Origin of the sequence: Brucella sp. (assembly GCF_032066345.1) — a bacterium.
In the GTDB taxonomy this organism is placed as follows: domain Bacteria; phylum Pseudomonadota; class Alphaproteobacteria; order Rhizobiales; family Rhizobiaceae; genus Brucella; species Brucella pseudogrignonensis.
The window spans coordinates 21,362-44,811 of record NZ_DAMBKZ010000022.1 but is presented as its reverse complement, the minus strand read 5'-3'; the positions used below and the strand labels follow the sequence as shown (position 1 = coordinate 44,811).

Here is a 23,450-nt window from a genome sequence, read left to right as displayed (position 1 = left end):
GCAAGCGAACTGGCGTCATCATTCATATTGTCAGGGTGGGGCTATTTCGCTTTACTCTTCCAGGAGAGATAGGCGACAGACAAAATCCCGGCCAGAATGACCAGAACGTCGCCACTTGTGAGCAGATATGTGCTCAAATCTCTCTCCTTTTATTAAGCTCAGACTCTGATGCCGAAGCGATGGGGTGTTCGTACCTGCAGTTTCGTCAGCATTTGATTCTTATGCCAATGCGAAAGCGCTACGATCCTGAGGGGCAATTTTAAAAAATACTGGCTGATTGCTGAAGGCACGCGAAACCACTCATTGAATCGCTGGCGCTAATTCATTTCAAGAATCGTGGTCATGACGATGAGAATTTTCCGCCGGTAGCGACAGGTCGGCAGAAGTGAGGAGGGGGCTGTTTTGCACTTTATATATAAGTGTGATTTTCACTCGCTATATATAAAGAGTGCTCAGCGACTTTCCTGAAGCGAAGCTGCGTCTCAATTTATTCCGTATTCGAAAGCAAGCGAGTGAATCGCATCCCGGTTTGCGCTTCGCAATGAATGTGAGCAATAGAAATGAATCGGAGGCATTTGCGGTGAATGACAGGTGCGAACTTGATTGAAAATCCGCCGTCAGTTTTGTCGCTCGCATCTAAATCGATTGATTCTATTCGCCTCAAAATGGCGAAAGACGGTTTGTCTCTAAATACTCACGAAATTATGATGTTTTCGTGCTATACGAAAATAGGGTGGCATATATGGGCTTGATGTTGCCTCTTATTAAGCATCTTGACCGGACTATACCCGCCTGATCGCGTTGGAGGGCTTGCGCTTGCGCGCATGCTGCGCTAACCGTCCCCGCGAAATGAACTAAGTTCGCACGGCATGCCTTTTGAAGCTGCTTGAGGCGACGAGGTCGCAATAGATGCAATGTGTCGCATGGTGGTAAGCTTCAAAAAGCTTATGACAGGCGGCGCAGCCTCGTATTCAAGCCGGATAAGGATCATGAACGAGCTTTTAAGTTCCTATTTGCCGATTGTCATCTTTCTCGGCATCGCAATGGTAATCGGTGTAGCCCTTCTGGTTGCGCCGTTTCTAGTCGCGTACAGACAGCCCGACCCGGAAAAGCTTTCAGCTTACGAGTGCGGCTTCAATGCCTTTGATGACGCCCGTATGAAATTCGACATCCGTTTCTATCTGGTGTCGATTCTCTTTATCATCTTCGATCTCGAAGTCGCCTTCCTGTTCCCGTGGGCAGTGTCCTTCGGTGCAATCGGCTGGTTTGGTTTCCTGTCGATGATGTTGTTCCTTGGTGTTCTGACCATCGGCTTCATCTATGAATGGAAGAAGGGAGCGCTGGAATGGGATTGACCGGCACAAATCAGTCGTCGGGTTCGACGCTCATTGCTCCGCAGCCAAAGGGTATTCTTGACCCTCGCACGGGCAAGCCTGTTGGCTCCGACGATGCGTTTTTCAACGATCTGAACAGTGAACTGTCCGACAAAGGTTTCATCGTCACATCTGCTGACGCTCTGATCACCTGGGCACGTACAGGCTCACTGATGTGGATGACCTTCGGTCTCGCATGTTGCGCTGTGGAAATGATGCACATTTCCATGCCGCGCTATGACGCCGAGCGTTTCGGTATCGCGCCGCGCGCATCTCCACGTCAGTCCGACGTTATGATCGTTGCAGGTACGCTGACCAACAAGATGGCTCCAGCTCTCCGCAAGGTCTACGACCAGATGCCTGAGCCACGTTACGTCATTTCGATGGGTTCATGCGCCAACGGCGGCGGCTATTACCACTACTCTTATTCTGTAGTGCGTGGCTGCGACCGCGTTGTTCCGGTCGATATTTATGTTCCAGGCTGCCCGCCAACGGCGGAAGCTCTGCTCTACGGCATTCTGATGCTGCAGAAGAAAATACGTCGTACAGGTACGATCGAGCGTTAACAGGGCTTTCGCAGTCCCGTTGGTGCAAGAGGGTTTATTAGAGTTCGATCCATTTTCCCAAGGATGGGTCGAAATCTAAAAGAGGAAGTTAGAGATATGAGCGAAGAAGCTCTTGGTGAACTTTCCGGCTATATCAAAGAACGTCTCGGCGATGCGATCGAAGAGGCGAAGCTGGCCTATGGCGAGCTTACTCTTAATGTTCCGGTTACGAGCCTGATCAGCGTTCTGACGTTTCTGCGCGATGACGTGCAGTGCCAGTTCGTGAACCTGACGGATATTTCCGGCGTAGACTATCCGCAGCGCGTTCAGCGCTTCGATGTTGTCTATCAGCTCATGTCTCCACGCCAGAACCTCCGCATTCGTGTGAAGGTTAAGGCTGATGAAGATACGCTGGTCCCTTCAGCTGTCGGCGTTTACGTCGGTGCTGAGTGGTTTGAACGTGAAACCTACGACATGTATGGCGTTCTGTTCTCTGGCCATCCGGATCTGCGTCGCATTCTGACCGATTACGGTTTTGAAGGTCATCCGCTGCGCAAGGACTTCCCAACGACTGGTTTTGTTGAAGTTCGCTATAGCGATGAAGCAAAGCGCGTCGTTTATGAGCCTGTCATGCTGCGACAGGAATTCCGCAATTTTGATTTTCTCTCGCCATGGGAAGGGACGAATTACGTCCTGCCGGGCGATGAGAAAGCCAAGACGAACTGAGCGACAGGAAGCTGAACATGGCTGAGACTCAGGTCCGCAACTTTAATATCAACTTCGGTCCGCAGCATCCTGCTGCGCACGGCGTTTTGCGTCTTGTTCTTGAACTCGACGGCGAAGTCGTGGAACGCGTCGATCCGCATATCGGTCTGCTGCATCGCGGCACTGAAAAGCTGATGGAAACGAAGACCTATCTTCAGGCACTTCCTTACCTCGACCGCCTCGATTACGTGGCGCCGATGAACCAGGAACACGCCTACGCTTTGGCTGTTGAGCGTCTGCTCGGCATCACAGTGCCGAAGCGTGGCCAGCTGATCCGCGTTCTCTTTTCGGAAATCGGCCGTATCCTGAACCACATTCTGAACGTGACCACGCAGGCCATGGACGTTGGCGCACTGACGCCGCCGCTCTGGGGCTTCGAAGAGCGTGAAAAGCTGATGGTGTTCTACGAGCGCGCTTGTGGCGCACGTATGCACGCAGCTTACTTCCGCCCAGGTGGTGTGCATCAGGATCTGCCTGATCAGCTCATTGAAGATATCGGCAAGTGGATTGATCCATTTTTGTCGACGACGCTTACGAACCTCGATGATCTGATTACGCCAAACCGTATTTTCAAGCAGCGTAACGTCGATATTGGCGTTGTTTCGCTCGAAGATGCATGGGCATGGGGCTTCTCGGGCGTCATGGTTCGCGGTTCGGGTGCAGCATGGGATCTGCGCAAGTCGCAGCCTTATGAATGCTACAACGAAATGGAATTCGATATTCCTATCGGCAAGAACGGCGACTGCTATGACCGTTACCTGATCCGTATGGAAGAAATGCGCCAGTCGGCTCGCATCATGCGCCAGTGCGTAGATCTTCTGCTTGGCAAGGAACGCGTCGGTCCTGTTTCGAACACCGACAACAAGATCGTGCCGCCGAAGCGCGGCGAGATGAAGCGCTCGATGGAAGCGCTTATCCATCACTTCAAGCTTTACACGGAAGGCTACCATGTGCCTGCCGGTGAAGTTTACGCAGCAGTTGAAGCACCAAAGGGTGAATTTGGCGTCTTCCTCGTATCGGATGGCTCCAACAAGCCTTACCGCTGCAAGCTGCGCGCACCGGGCTTTGCCCATCTTCAGGCTATGGATTTCCTGTGCCGCGGCCACATGTTGGCTGACGTGTCGGCAATTCTTGGCTCGCTCGATATCGTGTTTGGTGAGGTTGACCGCTGATGTCCGTTCGCCGTCTCGCAGATGATGCCGTCCAGCCGGCTGGTTTCGCTTTCAACGCGGAAAACCAGGCCTGGGCGCACAAGACGATCGCAAAATATCCGGAAGGCCGTCAGCAGTCGGCTGTTATTCCGCTGCTCATGCGTGCGCAGGAACAGGATGGCTGGGTCACGAAAGCCGCTATTGAACATGTCGCTGATATGCTCGATATGCCTCTGATCCGCGTTCTTGAAGTTGCGACTTTCTATACGCAGTTCCAGCTCAAGCCAGTTGGAACGCGCGCGCACATTCAGGTTTGCGGCACCACGCCTTGCATGTTGCGTGGTTCGGAAGCCCTGATGGATGTTTGCCGTCATAAAATCCACCACGATCCTTTCGAGCTTAATGCCGAAGGCACGCTGTCGTGGGAAGAAGTCGAATGCCAGGGCGCTTGTGTCAATGCACCGATGGTCATGATCTTCAAGGACGCCTATGAAGACCTGACGCCAGAACGTCTGGCTGAAATCATCGATACATTCGAAGCAGGCAAGGGCGACACTGTTAAGCCAGGTCCACAGGATGGCCGTATCACGTCTGAGCCTATGGGCGGACTGACGGCTCTGACCGAAGATCTGGACTACAGAAAAGTTGGTTTGGAAACCCGTAAGGCATCGGATGCCGCAGTTGCCAAAGCCAAGGCGGAAGCCGAAGCAAAGGCAAAGGCGGAAGCTGAAGCCGCAACCAAAGACGGAAGCAGGTGAGACATGCTGGCTGATAAAGATCGCATCTTCACCAATATCTATGGCTTTAAAGACCAGTCGCTGAAAGGCGCCATGTCGCGTGGCCATTGGGATAACACCAAGGGCTTCATCGAAAAGGGCCGCGACTGGATCATCAACGAAATGAAGGCTTCGAACCTTCGTGGACGTGGTGGCGCAGGCTTCCCGACTGGCCTGAAATGGTCGTTTATGCCGAAGGAAGTGACGGATCGTCCGCATTACCTCGTCGTGAATGCCGATGAATCCGAGCCGGGCACCTGTAAGGACCGCGAAATTCTGCGCCACGATCCGCATACGCTGATCGAAGGCTGCGTGATCGCCGGTTGTGCCATGAGTGCTCATACTGCTTACATCTATCTGCGCGGCGAATTCATGCGTGAGCGTGAAGCGCTGCAGGCAGCGATTGATGAGTGCTATGACGCTGGCCTTCTGGGCAAGAACAATAAGTGCGGCTGGGATATGGATATTTTCCTCCATCACGGCGCCGGCGCTTATATCTGCGGTGAAGAAACAGCTCTTCTCGAAAGCCTTGAAGGCAAGAAGGGCCAGCCACGTCTGAAGCCTCCGTTCCCTGCGAACATGGGCCTTTATGGCTGCCCAACGACTGTTAACAACGTTGAATCGATTGCTGTTGCTCCGACAATCTTGCGTCGCGGCGGTGCATGGTTCTCGTCGATTGGCCGTCCGAACAACGTCGGCACCAAGCTGTTCCAGATTTCTGGTCATGTGAACACGCCTTGCACCGTTGAAGAAAGCCTCGGCATTACTTTCCGCGAGCTGATCGAAAAGCACGCTGGCGGCATCCGTGGTGGCTGGGACAATCTGCTCGGCGTCATTCCCGGCGGTGCATCCTGCCCGATTATCAAGGGTGAAGACATGATGGATGCCATCATGGACTTTGACGGTATGCGCGAAAAGAAATCTTCGTTCGGTACCGGCGGCGTGATCGTCATGGACAAGTCCACTGACGTGATTAAGGCAATTGCCCGTCTTTCAGCTTTCTTCAAGCATGAAAGCTGCGGTCAGTGCACGCCTTGCCGTGAAGGCACGGGCTGGATGTGGCGCGTCATGGAACGCATGGTCAAGGGTAACGCGCAGAAGCGCGAAATCGACATGCTTCTCGACGTAACCAAGCAGATTGAAGGTCACACGATCTGCGCGCTTGGTGATGCTGCTGCATGGCCTATTCAGGGCTTGATCCGCAATTTCCGTCCGGAAATTGAAAAGCGCATTGACGATTATACACGCAACGCTGTTCAGAGCCGCAACATCCGCCTCGAAGCGGCTGAGTAAGCGGAAGAATACGTTGTATGTCCGCCCGGGAAGGGCGGACTTTAGAGTTTGACATCTGGAAGATGCGGCAAGAGCCGCAGGTTTGGATAAGCGATGGCAAATATTAAGGTTGACGGCACAGAGATCGAAGTACCCGATCACTATACGCTCCTTCAGGCTGCCGAAGCCGCGGGGGCTGAAGTCCCGCGTTTTTGTTTCCACGAACGGCTTTCCATCGCTGGAAACTGCCGCATGTGCCTTGTTGAAGTGAAGGGTGGACCGCCAAAGCCGGCAGCATCCTGCGCTATGGGTGTTCGCGATCTGCGTCCTGGCCCGAACGGCGAAGCACCTGAAATTTTCACCAACACGCCTATGGTCAAGAAGGCCCGCGAAGGCGTGATGGAATTCCTGCTCATCAACCATCCGCTCGATTGCCCGATCTGCGATCAGGCAGGTGAGTGCGATCTACAGGATCAGGCAATGGCATTTGGTACCGATGGCTCGCGCTATCGTGAAAACAAGCGTGCCGTTGAGAACAAGTATATTGGTCCACTCGTCAAGACCGTGATGACACGCTGCATTCACTGCACGCGCTGCGTCCGCTTCACGACTGAAGTGGCTGGCATTTCCGAGCTCGGCCTTATCGGTCGCGGTGAAGATGCTGAAATCACCACCTATCTTGAACGCGCAATGACCTCGGAACTGCAGGGCAATGTTATCGACCTTTGCCCGGTTGGTGCTCTGACCTCGCGTCCATATGAATTCCAGGCTCGTCCGTGGGAACTGAACAAGACTGAAACCATCGACGTGATGGATGCTGTCGGTTCGAACATCCGCGTTGATACCCGTGGCCGTGAAGTGATGCGCATCATGCCGCGCGTCAATGAAGCGGTGAACGAAGAGTGGATTTCCGACAAGACCCGCTTCATCTGGGATGGTCTGCGCACCCAGCGCCTCGATCGCCCATATGTTCGCAAGGAAGGTCGTCTGGTTGCAGCTTCGTGGCCAGAAGCTTTCGCAGCAATCGCTGCCAAGGTTTCTGCTACTTCCGCTGACAAGATCGGTGCAGTCGCTGGCGATCTGGCTTCGGTTGAAGAACTCTATGCTCTGAAAAGCCTCATTGCATCGCTCGGCTCGAAGAATATCGATAGCCGTCAGGATGGCGTATCACTTGATCCAGCTTTGGGTCGTTCAAGCTATCTCTTTAACACAACGATCGAAGGCATTGAAAATGCTGACGCTCTTCTGATCATCGGCTCCAACCCACGCGTTGAAGCAGCTGTTCTGAACGCTCGTATTCGCAAGCGTCAGCGCATGGGCCATTTCCCGATCGCTCTGATCGGCGAACAGGCTGAACTGCGTTACGACTACGAATATCTGGGTGCAGGCGCAGACACACTCGCAGCAGTTGCTTCGGGCAAGAACGCATTCCGCGACGTGCTGGCAAAGGCTGAACGTCCATTGATCATCATTGGTCAGGGCGCGCTCACCGGCGAAAATGGTGCAGCAGTTCTCGCATCCGCTGCAAAGCTTGCGCAGGATGTTGGTGCAATCAACGCTGAGTGGAACGGTTTCTCGGTTCTTCACACTGCAGCTTCCCGCGTCGGTGCGCTTGATCTCGGCATTGTTCCGGGTGAGGGCGGCAAGGCTGCTCGCGATATGTTGGGCAATCTCGATGTTGTGTTCCTGCTCGGTGCAGACGAACTCGACATGACGACCAAAGGTTCGAGCTTTGTTGTTTATATCGGTACGCATGGCGATGCCGGTGCACATGCCGCTGACGTTATCCTCCCAGGTGCAACCTATACCGAAAAGTCGGGTACATGGCTCAACACTGAAGGTCGCGTACAGCTCGGCAACCGTGCTGGTTTCGCACCGGGCGAAGCGAAGGAAGATTGGGCAATTCTGCGCGCTCTTTCCGACACGCTCGGCAAGCGTCTGCCGTTTGACAGCCTCGCACAGCTTCGCGCCAAGCTCTATGCAGACTTCCCGCATATGATGGCGATCGACACTATTGCGCCTGCTTCGGCCGACGACATCGTCGCGCTGGCTGCAAAGGCATCCAACCTTTCCGGCGGCGCTGCTTTCGTTTCGCCGGTCAAGGATTTCTACCTGACGAACCCAATCGCGCGTGCTTCCGCTGTCATGGCCGAGTGCTCGGCGCTTGCGGCCGGCAGCTTCCAACAGGCAGCTGAGTAAGCGAGAGAGAGACGGAATAATGGACGGAATTTTTGCAGCTTACGTCTTGCCCGCGCTAATCATGGCGCTGAAGTCGGTCGTTCTGCTTGTCGTATTGCTGATCGTCGTGGCTTACCTGCTTTATGCGGATCGTAAGATCTGGGCAGCTGTTCAGCTTCGCCGTGGACCAAACGTTGTTGGTCCATGGGGTCTCTTTCAGGCATTCGCCGATCTTTTGAAGTTCGTCTTCAAGGAACCAATCATTCCTTCGGGCGCAAACAAGGGCGTGTTCCTTCTTGCACCGTTTGTTTCAGCGGTTCTGGCAATGGCAACCTGGGCAGTCATCCCGGTCAATGAAGGCTGGGCGATTGCTAATATTAATGTCGGCATTCTCTATATCTTCGCCATTTCTTCGCTTGAAGTTTACGGCGTGATCATGGGCGGCTGGGCCTCGAACTCGAAGTACCCATTCCTCGGCGCACTTCGTTCGGCAGCACAGATGGTCTCTTATGAAGTGTCGATCGGTTTCGTGATTGTCACGGTTCTTCTGACGGTTGGCTCGCTCAACCTGACGGATATCGTGCTGTCGCAGAATACGGGTCTCGGTACATCGCTCGGCCTGCCTGCTTCGTTCCTCGACTGGAACTGGCTGGTACTGTTCCCGATGTTCGTGATCTTCTTCATTTCGGCGCTTGCTGAAACGAACCGTCCGCCATTCGATCTTGTCGAAGCTGAATCCGAACTCGTGGCCGGTCACATGATCGAATATTCGTCCACGCCGTTCCTTCTGTTCTTCCTTGGCGAGTATGTGGCGATCACGCTGATGTGCGCCCTGATGACCACACTCTTCCTTGGCGGCTGGTTGCCTCCGGTTGACGTATGGTTCCTCAACTGGGTTCCGGGCATCATCTGGTTCATGCTCAAGCTCTGCTTCTGCTTCTTCATGTTCGCCATGGTGAAGGCTTTCGTACCGCGTTACCGTTACGACCAGTTGATGCGTCTGGGTTGGAAAGTGTTCCTGCCGATTTCGCTGGCAATGGTTGTTCTGACCGCGACCGTCATCAAAGTCTTCGATCTGGTGTAAGGAGAAAGACAAATGGCTTCATTCGCACAAGCCGCGAAATCCCTCCTTCTCAAGGAATTCGTCGGTGCTTTCTTCCTCTCCATGCGTCAGTTCTTTGCGCCCAAGGCGACACTGAACTACCCGCATGAAAAAGGTCCCGTTTCGCCACGTTTCCGTGGCGAGCACGCGCTGCGCCGTTATCCCAACGGCGAAGAACGCTGCATTGCCTGTAAGCTCTGCGAAGCGATCTGCCCGGCGCAGGCTATCACCATTGAAGCTGGTCCGCGCCGCAATGACGGCACGCGCCGCACGGTGCGTTACGACATCGATATGGTGAAGTGCATCTATTGCGGCTTCTGTCAGGAAGCTTGCCCGGTGGATGCAATTGTCGAAGGTCCAAACTTCGAGTTTGCGACCGAAACCCGCGAAGAGCTCTACTATGACAAGGATAAGCTCCTTGCTAATGGCGATCGCTGGGAACGCGAAATTGCGCGCAACATCGCGATGGATGCGCCATATCGCTGATTGGTTTTGCTGAAACCTTGTTTCGGCATCCGGTTTGAAAAGCGGCAACAAGAAGGGGCGGCCCGTCTTGTTGCTGGAATTTAAGTTTCGCGATTATTCGCGGCAAACAAAGACTAAAGCGGATGAAGCAATCAGGCTTTGTCCACGGAAAGGTGTTGGGGGATCCCCATGCTGACAGGTATTGCGGCAGCGTTCTTCTATCTGTTCGCCTTTATCATGATCGCAAGCGCGTTCATGGTGATTGCGGCACGCAACCCCGTGCATTCGGTGCTGTTTCTGATCCTCGCTTTCTTCAATGCAGCGGCGCTGTTCCTGCTGACGGGGGCCGAGTTCCTCGCCATGATCCTGCTCGTCGTTTATGTCGGTGCTGTGGCGGTTCTCTTCCTCTTCGTCGTCATGATGCTGGATGTTGACTTCTCCGAATTGAAGCGCGGTGCGCTGCAATATGCGCCGGTTGGCGCTCTGGTCGGTCTCATTCTGCTGGGCGAGCTGATTGTTGTTTTTGCGGGTTCGATGTTCACGCCTAAGCTGGGGCAGGGCGCCGTTCCGATCCCTGATCTTGCTGAACGCACCAACACCGCAGCCCTCGGTGATATTCTTTACACCGACTTCGTCTTCCACTTCCAGATTGCAGGATTGGTCCTTCTCGTAGCCATGATCGGCGCGATCGTTCTGACGCTGCGGCACAAGCCGAATGTTAAGCGCCAGTCGATCCCGGATCAGGTCGCTCGTACGCCTGAGACGGCGATCGAGATCAAGAAGGTCGAACCGGGCAAGGGCATCTGAGGATAAGAATATGGAAATCGGTATTTCTCATTATCTGACCGTTTCGGCCATCCTGTTCACCCTTGGCGTTTTCGGTATCTTCTTAAACCGTAAGAACGTCATCGTTATCCTGATGTCTGTCGAATTGATCCTTCTCTCGGTCAATCTCAATTTCGTGGCGTTTTCTTCTGTGCTTGGCGATATGGTCGGACAGGTTTTCGCGCTCTTCGTTCTGACTGTTGCGGCTGCTGAAGCAGCTATCGGTCTGGCAATCCTCGTTGTTTTCTTCCGTAATCGCGGCTCCATCGCGGTGGAAGACGTCAATGTTATGAAAGGTTGACGGGCAAATGCTCTACTACGCGATCGTCTTCCTTCCGCTTATCGGCTTTCTTGTTGCTGGCCTGTTCGGCAACAAGATCGGAGCCAAAGCGAGTGAATACATCACTTCCGGCCTGATGGTGATCGTCGCGATCCTGTCATGGGTCGTGTTCTTCAAGATCCCGCTCGGACACGATGCCGAAACAATTCGTATTCCTGTTCTTCACTGGGTTACGTCCGGTTCGCTGTCGTTTGATTGGGCTCTGCGTGTTGATACGCTGACTGGCGTTATGCTCGTCGTGATCAACTCGGTGTCGGCACTGGTGCACATTTATTCGATCGGATACATGCACCACGATCCACATCGTCCGCGCTTCTTTGCTTATCTTTCGCTCTTCACCTTTGCCATGCTCATGCTGGTAACGTCGGACAATCTGATCCAGATGTTCTTCGGCTGGGAAGGCGTTGGTCTCGCATCCTACCTTCTGATCGGTTTCTGGTTCCAGAAGCCATCGGCAAATGCTGCTGCAATGAAGGCATTCGTGGTCAACCGCGTTGGTGACTTCGGCTTCCTGCTCGGCATCTTCGGTCTGTTCGCGCTGTTCCAGTCGGTTGATTACAACACGATCTTCTCAGCTGCAGCGACCTATCTGCCAGCTGAAGGTGCGAGCGATGCCGGTTCGGTTGTTCTTAACTTCCTCGGCTATGAGCTGCACAAGGAAACCGCTCTGACGGTTGTCTGCCTTCTGCTCTTCATGGGTGCTATGGGTAAGTCCGCGCAGTTCCTGCTGCACACCTGGCTTCCTGACGCGATGGAAGGCCCGACGCCTGTGTCCGCGCTTATTCACGCGGCAACGATGGTGACCGCGGGTGTGTTCATGGTTGCGCGCCTGTCGCCGATCTTCGAACTCTCGCACACGGCTCTTCTGATCGTGACGATCATCGGTGCAACGACAGCTTTCTTTGCTGCAACCGTTGCTCTGGTTCAGAACGACATCAAGCGCGTTATCGCTTACTCGACCTGTTCGCAGCTTGGTTACATGTTTGCGGCTCTGGGTGTTGGCGCTTACGGTGCTGCTGTATTCCACCTGTTCACGCACGCTTTCTTCAAGGCTCTTCTGTTCCTTTGCGCAGGCTCGGTTATCCATGCCGTGTCTGAAGAACAGGACATGCGTCGCATGGGTGGTCTGCGTAAGCTGATCCCGATCACCTACTGGATGATGATGATTGGTACTGTTGCGATTACGGGTCTGGGTGTACCAGGCACGATCATCGGTACCGCTGGCTTCTTCTCGAAGGATGCCATCATCGAGTCGGTCTTTGCATCGCACAGCCTCGCATCGGGCTACGCTTTCACGCTCCTCGTGATCGCGGCAATGTTCACCAGCTTCTACTCATGGCGTCTGATTTTCATGACCTTCTATGGCAAGCCACGCGCTTCCGCTGAAGTCATGCATCACGTCCATGAATCGCCTCCGGTGATGCTGGTACCGTTGCTGATCCTCGCTGTCGGCGCTCTGCTTGCAGGTGTCGTATTCAAGGAATTCTTCTTCGGTCACGAATATGCCGAGTTCTGGAAGGGTGCGCTCTTCACGTTGCCAAGCAACGAAATCCTGGAACATTATCACCATGTTCCACTGTGGGTTAAGTTGTCGCCGTTCATCGCTATGCTGATCGGTCTGGTAACGGCTTGGATTTTCTATATCCGTGCGCCGCACATTCCAAAGGCACTCGCAGAACGTCATCGTGGTCTGTACCAGTTCCTTCTCAACAAGTGGTACTTCGACGAATTGTATGACTTTATCTTCGTGCGTCCTGCTCGTTTCCTCGGCCGCTTCTTCTGGAAGGTCGGTGATGGCAAGATTATCGATGGATACGGTCCTAATGGTGTCGCCGCACGCGTTCTTGATGTTACGGGTCGCGTTGTGAAGATGCAGTCGGGTTACCTTTATCACTACGCATTCGCGATGCTGATCGGCGTCGCCGCGCTCGTCACCTGGATGATGCTCGGGAGCTCTTTCTGATGACCGATTGGCCAATTCTTTCTACGGTCACATTCCTGCCGCTCGTCGGCGCCTTGTTGATCCTTCTCATCAAGGATGACAGCGAAGCCTCGCGTCGCAACATCAAGAATGTTGCGCTGCTGACCACGGTTTTCGTCTTCATTCTATCCCTGGTTATCTGGGCCGGATTTGATAATTCAAATCCAGGCTTCCAGATGGTCGAACAGATCGACTGGCTCGGTGGTGGCATTTCCTACCACATGGGCGTTGACGGCATTTCCATGCTGTTTGTCGTGCTCTCCGCTTTCCTCATGCCGTTCTGCATCTTGGCAAGCTGGTTGGCTATCGACAAGCGCGTCAAGGAATACATGATCGCTTTCCTTATTCTGGAAACGCTTATGATCGGCGTGTTCTGCGCTCTCGACCTGTTCCTGTTCTACGTGTTCTTTGAAGCAAGCCTTATCCCGATGTTCATCATCATCGGTGTTTGGGGTGGTAAGCGCCGCGTTTATGCAAGCTTCAAGTTCTTCCTCTACACGCTGCTCGGCTCCGTGCTGATGCTGATCGCAATCATGGCAATGTACTGGCAGGCCGGTACGCTCAATATCGTCGAACTGCTGAAATACGACTTCCCGGCAGGTATGCAGACGTGGCTGTGGCTGGCGTTCTTCGCATCCTTCGCGGTCAAGATGCCAATGTGGCCGGTTCATACCTGGTTGCCCGATGCGCACGTTGAAGCGCCGACGGCAGGCTCGGTCATTCTGGCTGGTATTCTTCTGAAGCTCGGTGGCTACGGCTTCCTGCGCTTCTCGCTGCCGATGTTCCCGCTTGCATCTGCCGATTTTGCACCATTCGTCTTTGCATTGTCTGCAATTGCTATCGTCTACACCTCGCTCGTGGCTTTGGTGCAGGAAGATATCAAGAAGTTGATTGCTTACTCGTCGGTTGCGCACATGGGCTATGTGACCATGGGTATCTTCGCAGCCAACGAGCAGGGCGTGCAGGGTGCGATCTTCCAGATGCTCTCGCATGGTATTGTTTCGGGCGCGCTCTTCCTTTGCGTGGGTGTCATCTATGACCGTATGCATACCCGTGAGATTTCGGCCTTTGGCGGTCTCGTCAACAACATGCCGAAATATGCGGTTGCATTCCTCATCCTGACGATGGCGAATGTGGGTCTTCCGGGTACTTCGGGCTTTGTGGGTGAATTCCTCACGCTGTTCGGTGTCTTCCGCGTCAATACGTGGGTTGCCCTGTTCGCGACATCGGGTGTGATCCTGTCGGCAGCCTATGCGCTGTGGCTCTATCGCAACGTGGTGTTTGGTGCGCTGACCAAGGAAAGCCTCAAGGGCCTTCTCGACCTCAGCCCGCGTGAAAAGCTGATCCTGTATCCGCTTGTGATCCTCACTATCTTCTTCGGTGTGTATCCGGTTCCGGTCTTTGATGCGACCGCAAGCGCCGTGCATGCACTGGTTACTAATTACGACGCAGCGCTGGCAAATGCCGCTAGCGCTACGCTGGCGCAGTAAGTAAAGGCGTAGGCTTGATGCAAACCGACCTGATTGCTTCCCTGTCTCTCGCAGCTCCCGAGGTTCTCCTCGCGCTGAGCGGACTGGCATTGCTCATGATCGGCGTGTTCTCCGGAGAGCGCGCCTCAACCCTCGTCAATGGACTTGCAGTCGCTGTTTTGATTGCAGCACTGGCTCTTGTCGTGATCTTCCCGCACAACGGCACTGCTTTCGGCGGTGGCTTTGTAAGCGATGGCTTCGCACGTTTCATGAAGGCGCTGACACTGATCGGCTCCATCGTGACGCTCGTTATGTCCGTTGGCTTTGCGCGTGAAGAAAAGTTCGACAAGTTCGAATTCCCAGTGCTGATCGTGCTTTCGACGCTCGGCATGCTCATCATGGTGTCGGCATCGAACATGCTGACGCTTTATATGGGTCTCGAACTGCAGTCGCTTGCACTCTATGTGCTTGCAGCCTTCAATCGTGACAGTGTTCGCTCCACCGAAGCTGGCCTCAAGTACTTCGTACTGGGTGCGCTTTCGTCGGGTATGCTGCTCTACGGTATCAGCCTTGTTTACGGTTACACCGGCCATATCGGCTTTGCCGAAATCGCAACCGCAATCAGCGGCGGCGAGCGTCAGCTTGGTCTGGTCTTCGGACTGGTGTTCATTCTGGCAGGTCTCTGCTTCAAGATTTCCGCTGTTCCATTCCATATGTGGACGCCGGACGTTTATGAAGGTTCGCCAACGCCGGTAACCGCATTCTTTGCAGCCGCTCCAAAGATGGCAGCAATGGCTCTGATCGTTCGTGTTGTTGAAGGCGCATTTGCTCCTGTGACCCACGACTGGCAGCAGGTTATCACTTTCGTCGCGATTGCTTCGATGGTGCTGGGTGCTTTCGCCGCTATCGGTCAGCGCAACATCAAGCGCCTGATGGCCTACTCGTCGATCAGCCACATGGGCTATGCTCTCGTTGGTCTGGCTGCCGGTACGGTTGTTGGTGTTAAGGGTGTCGCTCTTTACATGGCGATCTATCTCGTCATGACGCTGGGTAGCTTTGCCTTCATCCTGTCCATGCGGACCAAGGACGGCAATGTTGAGCAGATCGAAGATCTTGCTGGTCTGTCGCGCACCAATCCGGTGATGGCAACCATCATGACCATAATGCTGTTCTCGCTTGCTGGTATTCCGCCGCTCGCTGGCTTCTTCGGTAAGTGGTACACCTTCGTCGCAGCTGTTGAAGTTGGTCTTTATCCGCTGGCAATCATCGGTATCGTCGCTTCGGTTGTTGGTGCATTCTACTATCTGCGCATGATCAAGATCATGTGGTTCGATGAGCCAACAACGACTTTCGTTCCAGCAGCAATCGAGCTGCGTCTCGTACTGCTCGTTTCGGGTGCTTTCGTTCTGTTCTATGGACTGATCGGTGGCTGGCTCGGCGGCTTGGCTGAAACTGCAGCGAAGACGTTCTTCTGAGCATGACAATGAATAAGGCCGCAGGTGATGGCATGGGTTTCACGCTGGCACCTGCGGCTTTAGCAGACGAATACCGACTGGAGTTTTTTCCGGTCGTTGGTTCTACCAATGCAGAGGCGCTTGCACAGGCTAATGCCGGGGATGCTGGGCGCCTTTGGTTCGTTTCTCCCAAACAGGAGAGCGGACGAGGGCGTCGTGGCCGTACGTGGACCGCGCCCGAAGGCAATCTTGCCGCCACTCTGCTTCTCGTTGAACGTTTTGATCCCAAAACTGCCGCCACACTCGGCTTTGTCGCAGGTCTCGCCTTGGCGGATGCTGTTGATGCTGTTTTGCCGGAAGCTGTAGCTGCCCGCGTCAATGTCGCGCTCAAATGGCCGAATGATGTGCTGGTTGATGGCGCAAAGCTTTCCGGAATTCTGCTTGAATCAACGATGCTCTCGGATGGACGTTTCGGAATAGCGATTGGCATGGGCACGAATGTCGTTGCAGCGCCTGAGGGGTTGCCTTACGCCGCAACCTCGATCAACGGATTGGGCGGCAATACGGATGCCGCTACGCTGTTTCTGGCACTTTCCGATGCATGGTGCCAATATTACCGCATCTGGGATCAAGGGCGGGGATTGAACAATATTCGCGAACTTTGGCTCAAGCGCGCGCATGGTCTCGGCCAGCCTGTTGCTATGCAGCTCAATGGCCGGATTGTTGAAGGCGTTTTTGAAACTATCGATTCGGAGTGTCGGCTGGTCATCCGTGAGGACGATGGAACACGCGTGCCTGTGACCGCTGGCGATGTCTATTTTGGAACGGCAGCATCTGTTAAAGCCGTTTCCTGAAGCAATATATGTGCACAATAGGCCTCAGTTGGCGCCGTTCCGGGCTTGCAAACTATCGGCAGTCGGTTCAACAGAGGCATAATCAGAGCATCTTCGGTGAAGAATTGTTTTCTCTTCCGGAACAGGATGCGCATTATATCAAAAAGTTAGAGTGTTAAGCTGAATCAATTTGCTAAGAAGGCACTCTAAAACGAAGTTAGAACAGGGAGGCATTATGCCCCGCTCACCATCGACGCAATTTGTCTTCCTGCCGCTCGGCGGTGTCGGCGAAATCGGCATGAACCTCGCCATGTATGGCTTTGGTCCTGAAGACAATCGTGAATGGATCGTGGTCGACATGGGCGTAAGCTTTGCCGGACCGGAACATCCGGGCGCGGACCTTATTCTCCCTGACATTCGTTTTCTTGAAGCTGAAAAGCACAATCTGCGCGGCATCGTCATCACGCATGCGCACGAAGACCACTACGGCGCATTGCTTGATCTGTGGCCGCGCCTGAAGGCGCCCGTCTATGCAACGCCATTCACCGCGGGCCTGCTTGAAGCCAAGCGCCAGTCTGAATTCGGTGCACCGGAAATTCCGATGAATATTTTCAAGGCTGGTGAAAGCTTTGAAATCGGCCCGTTCAAGTTGGAAGCGATTGCTGTCACGCACTCGATCCCTGAACCCGTTTCGTTGGCAATCACCACGCCGCTTGGAACGGTCGTTCATACCGGCGACTGGAAGATGGATCCGGACCCTTCAATGGGGCCGCTGATTGATGAAGCACGTTTCCGTGCGCTCGGTGATCAGGGTGTTCTGGCGCTTGTCTGCGACTCTACCAATGCGATGCGAGAAGGGGAATCTCCATCCGAGCGTCAAGTCGGCGAAAGCCTGCGCGAACTCATTGAAAACGCGCGTGGACGCGTTGCCATTACGACTTTCTCGTCGAATGTTGGACGTATTCGCTCGATCACCGAAGCCGCACGCGATGCGGGTCGTCAGGTGCTGGTGGTTGGTCGTTCCATGAAACGCACAATCGCTGTGGCGACCGAGCTTGGCTATATGGAAGGCCTGCCTGAGTTCCTCAGCGAAGACGATTATGGCTATATCCCGCGTGAAAACGTCGTGATGATCCTCACAGGTAGTCAGGGCGAGCCGCGTGCCGCGCTCGCAAAACTGGCACGCGATGAAATGCGCAGCATTGCGCTTTCGGCTGGCGATACCGTTATTTTTTCGTCGCGTCCAATTCCGGGCAACGAAAAGGCCATTCTCGACATCAAGAACAAGCTTATCGATCAGGGTATCAAGCTGATCAGCGATGATGATGCGCTTGTGCATGTTTCAGGCCATCCGCGAAGAGCTGAGCTGAAGCGCATGTATTCATGGGTGCGCCCAAAGATTCTTGTGCCGGTTCATGGAGAAGCCGCGCATCTGGTTGCTCAGGGTTCGCTTGGTGCAATGGAAGGTATCGAAGAGATTGCGCAGGTGCGCGACGGCGATATGCTGCGCCTTGCTCCCGGCAAGGCCGAAATCATCGATGAAGCCCCGATTGGTCGTATATACAAGGACGGCAAGCTGATTGGTGACGAAGACGAAATCGGTATGGTTGAGCGTCGTAAGCTTGCCTATGTCGGCCATGTCGCTGTTTCCGTGCTGCTGGATCGCGATTTCAAGATCATGGATGAGCCTGATCTCGTGGCTTTCGGTCTGCCGGAAGAAGATGCGCAGGGCGATCTGATGGAAGATATTCTGCTCGATGCCGCAATTGAAGCTATCGACAGCATTCCGCGCGCCCGCCGCAAGGATCTGGAAGTCGTTCGTGAATCTGTTCGCCGCGCTGTTCGCGCTGCGACAAATGAGGCATGGGGCAAAAAGCCGGTAGTGACGGTGTTTATCAACCGGATAAAGTAGGCTTCAGTTTTCGGGAGGAGGACACTGATGCTTGAACGCCTGAACCATGTCGCAATCGCGGTTCCGGATATAAAGACCGCGTCTGCGCTCTATAGCGCGCAGCTGGGTGCGAAAGTTACAGCGCCACAGGCTTTGCCTGAACATGGTGTAACTGTGGTTTTCATCGACGTCGGCAATACCAAGATCGAGTTGCTTGAACCTTTGGGCGAGGGATCGCCCATCGCAAGCTTCTTGGAAAAGAACCCTTCCGGCGGTATGCATCATCTTTGCTATGAAGTTGCAGATATTATCGCCGCTCGTGACCATCTTAAAGCGGAAGGCGCACGCATTCTCGGTAACGGCGAGCCAAAGATCGGTGCTCACGGAAAGCCCGTACTATTTTTGCATCCCAAGGACTTCAATGGGACACTGATCGAGCTTGAGGAGGCATGAAATGACCATCGTTTCCGGCGTCGCAATGTATTTTATCTTCTGGTGGATAACGTTGTTTGCCCTTCTACCCGTTGGTTTGCGCACACAGGCCGAAGAAAAAGAGGTCACATTGGGCACCGTTGCCAGTGCTCCTGCAAAGCCACGCATCGGTCTCGCCTTTCTACGTACGACATTTGTCGCGACCGCTATCTTCTGCCTCTATTATTACATGACGCAGGTCCAGGGTTTCGGCCTTGATGATATTCCGCACTTCTTTCCCGATCTGAAGTAAAAGCGGACACTCTATTTCCAGAAATTTGTAAGATGAAAAAACCCAATGCCTATTTTATAGGCATTGGGTTCACACTAGGCATTTTCGCGGCTGTTACTGACTATAGGCTATGAATCTAAAACTCATCAATTCTTTATAACTGTTTGAATCGATAGAAAATTAGCGCTTGGAGAAACTCGCTCTACGATGAAAATCCGCTGTCGAGAACATGGTGTTCAAGCCAATAAAAAGCGCATCTGATGCAGCATTTTGCAGTCAGAGAAATAATAAAACTATCAATGAGTTAATTCTGCAGGGGTTGGCTTTTGTTATGTAAAGCCAAAAAAAAAGCAAGGCTTTCGCCTTGCTAGTCGAATACGCGTTCGACCCGTTTCCATTTTACTGGCGGCAGCGAGTAATCGCGCCTGGATCCATCCTCCCAAGACTTTGACCGCGTGAACCAACGGTTAATTCCGTTGTTAGGCTTATTGATGAAAAAAATAGCGGACTGCACAGCTTTTGTCACCAAAAATCTTTCACAATGTCATATTTCGTTCGTAATTTTTCCCAGAAGGATGTGCAGTTTAATTAATGTATTGAAATTGAATATAAATCTCGCTGTGTATAGTTTCTTGCGATCTACTTTCATGTTTAGGTGATGTTTGTGGATGGCAAAAACCCATATCAGCAAAGCGGAGGCGGGCGGGTTTTCAACAGCGGCATAACCCGTTATGAAACCGGCAAGTTTGCTTAATTTTTGCCTGATTCTACACGCACTCAGTTGATATTCAGGCAATCTCTCTCTTGATCGGTGGTCACGATGCGTCTGTCGCAGTATTTTTTGCCCATTCTGAAGGAAAACCCAAAAGAGGCAGAAATTGTCTCTCATAGGTTGATGCTGCGCGCGGGTATGATCCGTCAGCAGTCGGCAGGCATTTATTCATGGCTCCCGCTTGGTCTGAAAGTGCTCAACAAGGTTTGCAACATCATTCGTGAAGAGCAGAACCGTGCTGGCGCGAATGAAATTCTTATGCCGACGATCCAGTCCGCCGACCTTTGGCGTGAAAGCGGTCGTTATGATGCATACGGCAAAGAAATGCTGCGCATTCAGGACCGCCAGGAGCGTGAAATGCTCTTCGGACCGACGAATGAAGAAATGGTTACGGATATTTTCCGTTCCTACGTGCGTTCCTATAAGGATCTGCCGCTGAACCTCTATCACATTCAGTGGAAATTCCGCGACGAAGTGCGTCCGCGTTTCGGTGTGATGCGCTCGCGTGAGTTCCTCATGAAAGACGCCTATTCGTTCGACCTCGATTATGAGGGCGCGAAGATGGCTTACTACCGCATGTTCGTCTCTTATCTGCGCACCTTTGCTCGCGTCGGTCTGCAGGCAATTCCGATGCGTGCTGATACCGGCCCGATCGGTGGTGATCTCAGCCACGAATTCATCATTCTGGCTGAAACCGGCGAAAGCCAGGTTTATTGCGATAAAGCCTATCTCGATCTCGCCGTTCCAGGCGCAGATACGGATTTCCGAAATGACGAACAGCTGACGGATATCGTCACTCGCTGGACGACGCCTTACGCGGCAACTGACGAAATGCATGATGAAGCAGAATGGTCAGCGGTGAAAGCCGATGATCAGGTTTCCGCGCGTGGCATCGAAGTCGGCCATATCTTCCATTTTGGCACCAAGTATTCCGAGCCAATGGGCGCAAAAGTGCAGGGCCCAGATGGCAAGGAACACCTTGTTTCGATGGGCTCTTACGGTATCGGTCCTTCGCGTCTGGTGGCGGCTGCTATTGAAGCATCCCACGACGAAGCAGGCATCATCTGGCCAAAGGCGATTGCGCCTTTCGGTGTTGGCATTGTCAACATGAAGCCGGGCGATGAAGGCTGCGATGGCGTGAGCGAAAAGCTCTATGAAGCATTCACCAATGCTGGGATCGATCCGCTTCTCGACGACACGGATAACCGTCCGGGTTCCAAGTTTGCGACAATGGATCTGATCGGCTTGCCTTATCAGGTTATCGTCGGCCCGCGTGGCGTTGCGGCTGGCGAAGTCGAGGTCAAGGACCGTAAGACCGGTGAGCGTCAGAATCTCACCGTCGAAGCAGCAATCAACCTTTTGACGGCTTAAACATGAGCAGTGCGGCGGCAGCAAAATCTGATGGCAAGCAGAAGGCGTCTGATAAGGCACCTTCTTCTGGCCCATTCTCAGCCTTTGAGCGGATGATCGCATGGCGCTATCTGCGAGCGCGCCGCCGCGAAACGTTTATTTCGGTGATTGCCGGTTTCTCGTTCACCGGTATCATGCTCGGCGTCGCTACACTCATCATCGTTATGGCGGTGATGAACGGTTTCCGCGCTGAGCTTCTGAATAGAATTCTGGGCATCAACGGACATCTCATCATGCAGCCGATAGATCGGCCACTTGATGATTATGCCAGCCTGATTACCCGCATTGACGGCATTTCCGGTGTGAAATTTGCTATTCCTGTCGTCGAAGGACAGGCTTTGGTGCAGGGCAATATCGGCGCAGGCACTGGTGCTCTGGTTCGTGGTCTTCGTGAGGAAGATCTTGCCAAGCTCAAGCTCGTTTCTGACAATATCAAGCAAGGCACTTTGCAGGGCTTTGATCAGGGCGGCGGCGTGGCAATTGGCACACGTATGGCTGAAAACCTTGGCCTTTCTATTGGCGATACGCTGCGCGTTATCTCACCCGATGGCGATGTGACGCCATTTGGCGTCAACCCGCGCGTCAAAGCCTACCCGATTGTCGCGATTTTTGAGATCGGTATGTCGGAATATGATGCGTCCATCGTCATGATGCCGCTATCGGAAGCGCAGCTTTTCTTCAATCAGGAAGGCAAAGTGCAGTCGCTGGAAATCTTTGTCGATAATCCTGATAAAGTAGACGCCATGCGCGCACCTGTTGAGGAAGTTGCAGCGCGTCAAATCTCCATGGTCGATTGGCGTCAGCGCAACCAGACGTTCTTCTCTGCCTTGCAGGTTGAGCGTAACGTCATGTTCATGATCCTGACGCTGATCGTGCTTGTGGCCGCACTCAATATCATTTCCGGCCTTATCATGCTGGTGAAGGATAAAGGGCGCGACATTGCTATCCTTCGAACCATGGGGGCAACGCGTGGCGCGGTCATGCGAATATTCCTGATGACGGGTGCCGCGATTGGCGTGACGGGTACGCTTGCAGGCGTGGTTCTCGGTGTCGTCGTATGTCTCAATGTAGAGCGGATTCGCCAGTTTTTCTCGTGGCTTTCGGGCACGACCCTGTTTAATCCGGAGCTTTATTTCCTGAGCACGCTGCCCGCGAAGATGGATGTTGGTGAAACATTCTCCGTTATAGCAATGGCTTTGGTCCTTTCTTTTATTGCCACCATTTTGCCGGCATGGCGCGCTGCCAAGCTCGATCCGGTCGAAGCCCTGAGGTATGAATAATGGCGGCTGAAGTCATTCTGCGTCTGGAAAATGTCAGCCGTGCCTATAAGGAAGCTGATCGCGAACTCGTTATTCTGAAGGACGCGAACTTTACACTGCGTCGCGGAGAGATGGTGGCACTTGTTGCGCCGTCTGGCGCTGGCAAGTCGACCCTGCTGCACACGGCGGGTCTGCTTGAGCGTCCGGATGCAGGCGACGTCATTCTTGATGGCCGTTCATGTGGCGGCCTGTCGGAAGACGAGCGAACTGCTGTTCGTCGCAACGATGTCGGCTTTGTTTATCAGTTTCATCACCTGCTGCCGGAGTTCTCGGCTCTGGAAAACGTGATGATGCCACAGATGATCCGCGGCCTTCCACCGAAGGCTGCAACTGTGCGTGCGCAACAGTTGCTCGACTATATGAAGATCGGCAAACGTGCGTCGCATCGTCCTGCCGAGCTTTCTGGTGGTGAGCAGCAACGTGTTGCAATTGCGCGTGCGGTGGCTAACGCACCGCTGGTTCTGCTGGCGGATGAACCGACAGGCAACCTTGACCCGACCACGTCGTCCTACGTCTTTGGGGCGCTTGAGGCGCTCGTGCGGCAGTCGGGACTGGCAGCTCTGATCGCGACCCATAACCATGAGCTCGCTCGTCGTATGGATCGTCGCGTCACCCTTAAAGAGGGCAAGGTCGTCGATGTCTGATGTCCAAAGGGAAGTTTAAAAGTATTTCCAGCAAAAGTGCGAAGCGCCTCTGCATGGAAATCAGTTCGTCGGACTGATTTCTTTTCCTGCTGCGATGCGTCGGATAATACATAAAGCCAAATAGTTGCAGCGGTTCCAACGTTCATTCTCAACTGGAACCGCTGTAAAAGCAGCTATAGAGC

Annotated in this window: 21 protein-coding genes; all 21 read left to right on the top strand. The window is 53.6% G+C overall.

Annotated features, from left to right (window positions below):
• The first annotated feature begins 989 nt into the window (after positions 1-989).
• The 21 genes from RT142_RS20570 to RT142_RS20470 all read left to right on the top strand — a co-directional run bounded on the left by RT142_RS20570 (position 990) and on the right by RT142_RS20470 (position 23,268).
• On the top strand, positions 990-1,355 hold the full coding sequence (locus RT142_RS20570; RefSeq protein WP_007874537.1) for an NADH-quinone oxidoreductase subunit A: 366 nt from the start codon (positions 990-992) through the stop codon (positions 1,353-1,355).
• Positions 1,346-1,939 carry a NuoB/complex I 20 kDa subunit family protein gene (locus RT142_RS20565; RefSeq protein ID WP_007874538.1) on the top strand — a complete coding sequence of 198 codons (594 nt, stop codon included), beginning with the start codon at positions 1,346-1,348 and terminating at the stop codon, positions 1,937-1,939. Before RT142_RS20570 ends, RT142_RS20565 begins: the two co-directional genes overlap by 10 nt.
• A gap of 96 nt (positions 1,940-2,035) precedes the next feature.
• Positions 2,036-2,644 (top strand): NADH-quinone oxidoreductase subunit C, encoded by a 609-nt coding sequence (locus RT142_RS20560; RefSeq protein WP_313031140.1) that lies wholly within the window; start codon positions 2,036-2,038, stop codon positions 2,642-2,644.
• A gap of 17 nt (positions 2,645-2,661) precedes the next feature.
• Positions 2,662-3,855 (top strand): NADH-quinone oxidoreductase subunit D, encoded by a 1,194-nt coding sequence (locus tag RT142_RS20555; protein WP_007874540.1) that lies wholly within the window; start codon positions 2,662-2,664, stop codon positions 3,853-3,855.
• Positions 3,855-4,592 (top strand): NADH-quinone oxidoreductase subunit NuoE, encoded by a 738-nt coding sequence (nuoE, locus tag RT142_RS20550; RefSeq protein WP_007874541.1) that lies wholly within the window; start codon positions 3,855-3,857, stop codon positions 4,590-4,592. The genes RT142_RS20555 and nuoE overlap by 1 nt, the downstream gene beginning before the upstream one ends.
• A 3-nt stretch (positions 4,593-4,595) precedes the next feature.
• The gene (nuoF, locus tag RT142_RS20545) at positions 4,596-5,903 is read left to right on the top strand and encodes an NADH-quinone oxidoreductase subunit NuoF (protein WP_007874542.1); all 1,308 of its coding nucleotides are present in this window, start codon (positions 4,596-4,598) and stop codon (positions 5,901-5,903) included.
• Positions 5,904-5,996: 93 nt separating this feature from the next.
• Positions 5,997-8,081 (top strand): NADH-quinone oxidoreductase subunit NuoG, encoded by a 2,085-nt coding sequence (gene nuoG, locus RT142_RS20540; protein WP_313031136.1) that lies wholly within the window; start codon positions 5,997-5,999, stop codon positions 8,079-8,081.
• A gap of 19 nt (positions 8,082-8,100) precedes the next feature.
• A complete protein-coding gene (gene nuoH / locus RT142_RS20535; RefSeq protein WP_007874545.1) occupies positions 8,101-9,144 on the top strand; it encodes an NADH-quinone oxidoreductase subunit NuoH in 1,044 nt (347 codons plus the stop codon).
• A gap of 12 nt (positions 9,145-9,156) precedes the next feature.
• A complete protein-coding gene (nuoI, locus tag RT142_RS20530; RefSeq protein WP_007874549.1) occupies positions 9,157-9,648 on the top strand; it encodes an NADH-quinone oxidoreductase subunit NuoI in 492 nt (163 codons plus the stop codon).
• A 168-nt stretch (positions 9,649-9,816) separates the two neighbouring features.
• Positions 9,817-10,434: an NADH-quinone oxidoreductase subunit J gene (locus RT142_RS20525; protein ID WP_007874551.1), complete on the top strand. Its 618-nt coding sequence runs from the start codon at positions 9,817-9,819 to the stop codon at positions 10,432-10,434.
• 10 nt (positions 10,435-10,444) lie between these two features.
• On the top strand, positions 10,445-10,753 hold the full coding sequence (gene nuoK, locus RT142_RS20520; RefSeq protein ID WP_007874552.1) for an NADH-quinone oxidoreductase subunit NuoK: 309 nt from the start codon (positions 10,445-10,447) through the stop codon (positions 10,751-10,753).
• 7 nt (positions 10,754-10,760) lie between these two features.
• The gene (gene nuoL / locus RT142_RS20515) at positions 10,761-12,755 is read left to right on the top strand and encodes an NADH-quinone oxidoreductase subunit L (RefSeq protein ID WP_007874553.1); all 1,995 of its coding nucleotides are present in this window, start codon (positions 10,761-10,763) and stop codon (positions 12,753-12,755) included.
• Entirely contained in the window at positions 12,755-14,263 is a 1,509-nt protein-coding gene (locus RT142_RS20510) for an NADH-quinone oxidoreductase subunit M (protein WP_007874554.1), read from the top strand. Before nuoL ends, RT142_RS20510 begins: the two co-directional genes overlap by 1 nt.
• A 17-nt stretch (positions 14,264-14,280) precedes the next feature.
• Positions 14,281-15,717 (top strand): NADH-quinone oxidoreductase subunit NuoN, encoded by a 1,437-nt coding sequence (gene nuoN / locus RT142_RS20505; protein ID WP_064320472.1) that lies wholly within the window; start codon positions 14,281-14,283, stop codon positions 15,715-15,717.
• Between the two features lie 32 nt (positions 15,718-15,749).
• Positions 15,750-16,550 carry a biotin--[acetyl-CoA-carboxylase] ligase gene (locus RT142_RS20500; protein WP_007874556.1) on the top strand — a complete coding sequence of 267 codons (801 nt, stop codon included), beginning with the start codon at positions 15,750-15,752 and terminating at the stop codon, positions 16,548-16,550.
• Between the two features lie 214 nt (positions 16,551-16,764).
• The gene (locus RT142_RS20495) at positions 16,765-18,441 is read left to right on the top strand and encodes a ribonuclease J (RefSeq protein WP_112804932.1); all 1,677 of its coding nucleotides are present in this window, start codon (positions 16,765-16,767) and stop codon (positions 18,439-18,441) included.
• A gap of 27 nt (positions 18,442-18,468) precedes the next feature.
• Positions 18,469-18,873 (top strand): methylmalonyl-CoA epimerase, encoded by a 405-nt coding sequence (gene mce / locus RT142_RS20490; RefSeq protein ID WP_105518401.1) that lies wholly within the window; start codon positions 18,469-18,471, stop codon positions 18,871-18,873.
• 1 nt (position 18,874) lies between these two features.
• Positions 18,875-19,144: a DUF1467 family protein gene (locus tag RT142_RS20485; RefSeq protein ID WP_007874566.1), complete on the top strand. Its 270-nt coding sequence runs from the start codon at positions 18,875-18,877 to the stop codon at positions 19,142-19,144.
• 799 nt (positions 19,145-19,943) lie between these two features.
• On the top strand, positions 19,944-21,266 hold the full coding sequence (gene proS / locus RT142_RS20480; protein ID WP_079211767.1) for a proline--tRNA ligase: 1,323 nt from the start codon (positions 19,944-19,946) through the stop codon (positions 21,264-21,266).
• 2 nt (positions 21,267-21,268) lie between these two features.
• On the top strand, positions 21,269-22,585 hold the full coding sequence (locus tag RT142_RS20475) for a lipoprotein-releasing ABC transporter permease subunit (RefSeq protein ID WP_007874571.1): 1,317 nt from the start codon (positions 21,269-21,271) through the stop codon (positions 22,583-22,585).
• Positions 22,585-23,268 carry an ABC transporter ATP-binding protein gene (locus RT142_RS20470; protein ID WP_007874573.1) on the top strand — a complete coding sequence of 228 codons (684 nt, stop codon included), beginning with the start codon at positions 22,585-22,587 and terminating at the stop codon, positions 23,266-23,268. Before RT142_RS20475 ends, RT142_RS20470 begins: the two co-directional genes overlap by 1 nt.
• Positions 23,269-23,450: the final 182 nt, after the last annotated feature.

Bases quoted from the DNA above. Each gene is read 5' to 3' on its own strand.
- RT142_RS20570 (WP_007874537.1), top strand. From the start codon at position 990: ATGAACGAGCTTTTAAGTTCCTATTTGCCGATTGTCATCTTTCTCGGC.
- RT142_RS20565 (WP_007874538.1), top strand. From the start codon at position 1,346: ATGGGATTGACCGGCACAAATCAGTCGTCGGGTTCGACGCTCATTGCT.
- RT142_RS20560 (WP_313031140.1), top strand. From the start codon at position 2,036: ATGAGCGAAGAAGCTCTTGGTGAACTTTCCGGCTATATCAAAGAACGT.
- RT142_RS20555 (WP_007874540.1), top strand. From the start codon at position 2,662: ATGGCTGAGACTCAGGTCCGCAACTTTAATATCAACTTCGGTCCGCAG.
- nuoE (WP_007874541.1), top strand. From the start codon at position 3,855: ATGTCCGTTCGCCGTCTCGCAGATGATGCCGTCCAGCCGGCTGGTTTC.
- nuoF (WP_007874542.1), top strand. From the start codon at position 4,596: ATGCTGGCTGATAAAGATCGCATCTTCACCAATATCTATGGCTTTAAA.
- nuoG (WP_313031136.1), top strand. From the start codon at position 5,997: ATGGCAAATATTAAGGTTGACGGCACAGAGATCGAAGTACCCGATCAC.
- nuoH (WP_007874545.1), top strand. From the start codon at position 8,101: ATGGACGGAATTTTTGCAGCTTACGTCTTGCCCGCGCTAATCATGGCG.
- nuoI (WP_007874549.1), top strand. From the start codon at position 9,157: ATGGCTTCATTCGCACAAGCCGCGAAATCCCTCCTTCTCAAGGAATTC.
- RT142_RS20525 (WP_007874551.1), top strand. From the start codon at position 9,817: ATGCTGACAGGTATTGCGGCAGCGTTCTTCTATCTGTTCGCCTTTATC.
- nuoK (WP_007874552.1), top strand. From the start codon at position 10,445: ATGGAAATCGGTATTTCTCATTATCTGACCGTTTCGGCCATCCTGTTC.
- nuoL (WP_007874553.1), top strand. From the start codon at position 10,761: ATGCTCTACTACGCGATCGTCTTCCTTCCGCTTATCGGCTTTCTTGTT.
- RT142_RS20510 (WP_007874554.1), top strand. From the start codon at position 12,755: ATGACCGATTGGCCAATTCTTTCTACGGTCACATTCCTGCCGCTCGTC.
- nuoN (WP_064320472.1), top strand. From the start codon at position 14,281: ATGCAAACCGACCTGATTGCTTCCCTGTCTCTCGCAGCTCCCGAGGTT.
- RT142_RS20500 (WP_007874556.1), top strand. From the start codon at position 15,750: ATGGGTTTCACGCTGGCACCTGCGGCTTTAGCAGACGAATACCGACTG.
- RT142_RS20495 (WP_112804932.1), top strand. From the start codon at position 16,765: ATGCCCCGCTCACCATCGACGCAATTTGTCTTCCTGCCGCTCGGCGGT.
- mce (WP_105518401.1), top strand. From the start codon at position 18,469: ATGCTTGAACGCCTGAACCATGTCGCAATCGCGGTTCCGGATATAAAG.
- RT142_RS20485 (WP_007874566.1), top strand. From the start codon at position 18,875: ATGACCATCGTTTCCGGCGTCGCAATGTATTTTATCTTCTGGTGGATA.
- proS (WP_079211767.1), top strand. From the start codon at position 19,944: ATGCGTCTGTCGCAGTATTTTTTGCCCATTCTGAAGGAAAACCCAAAA.
- RT142_RS20475 (WP_007874571.1), top strand. From the start codon at position 21,269: ATGAGCAGTGCGGCGGCAGCAAAATCTGATGGCAAGCAGAAGGCGTCT.
- RT142_RS20470 (WP_007874573.1), top strand. From the start codon at position 22,585: ATGGCGGCTGAAGTCATTCTGCGTCTGGAAAATGTCAGCCGTGCCTAT.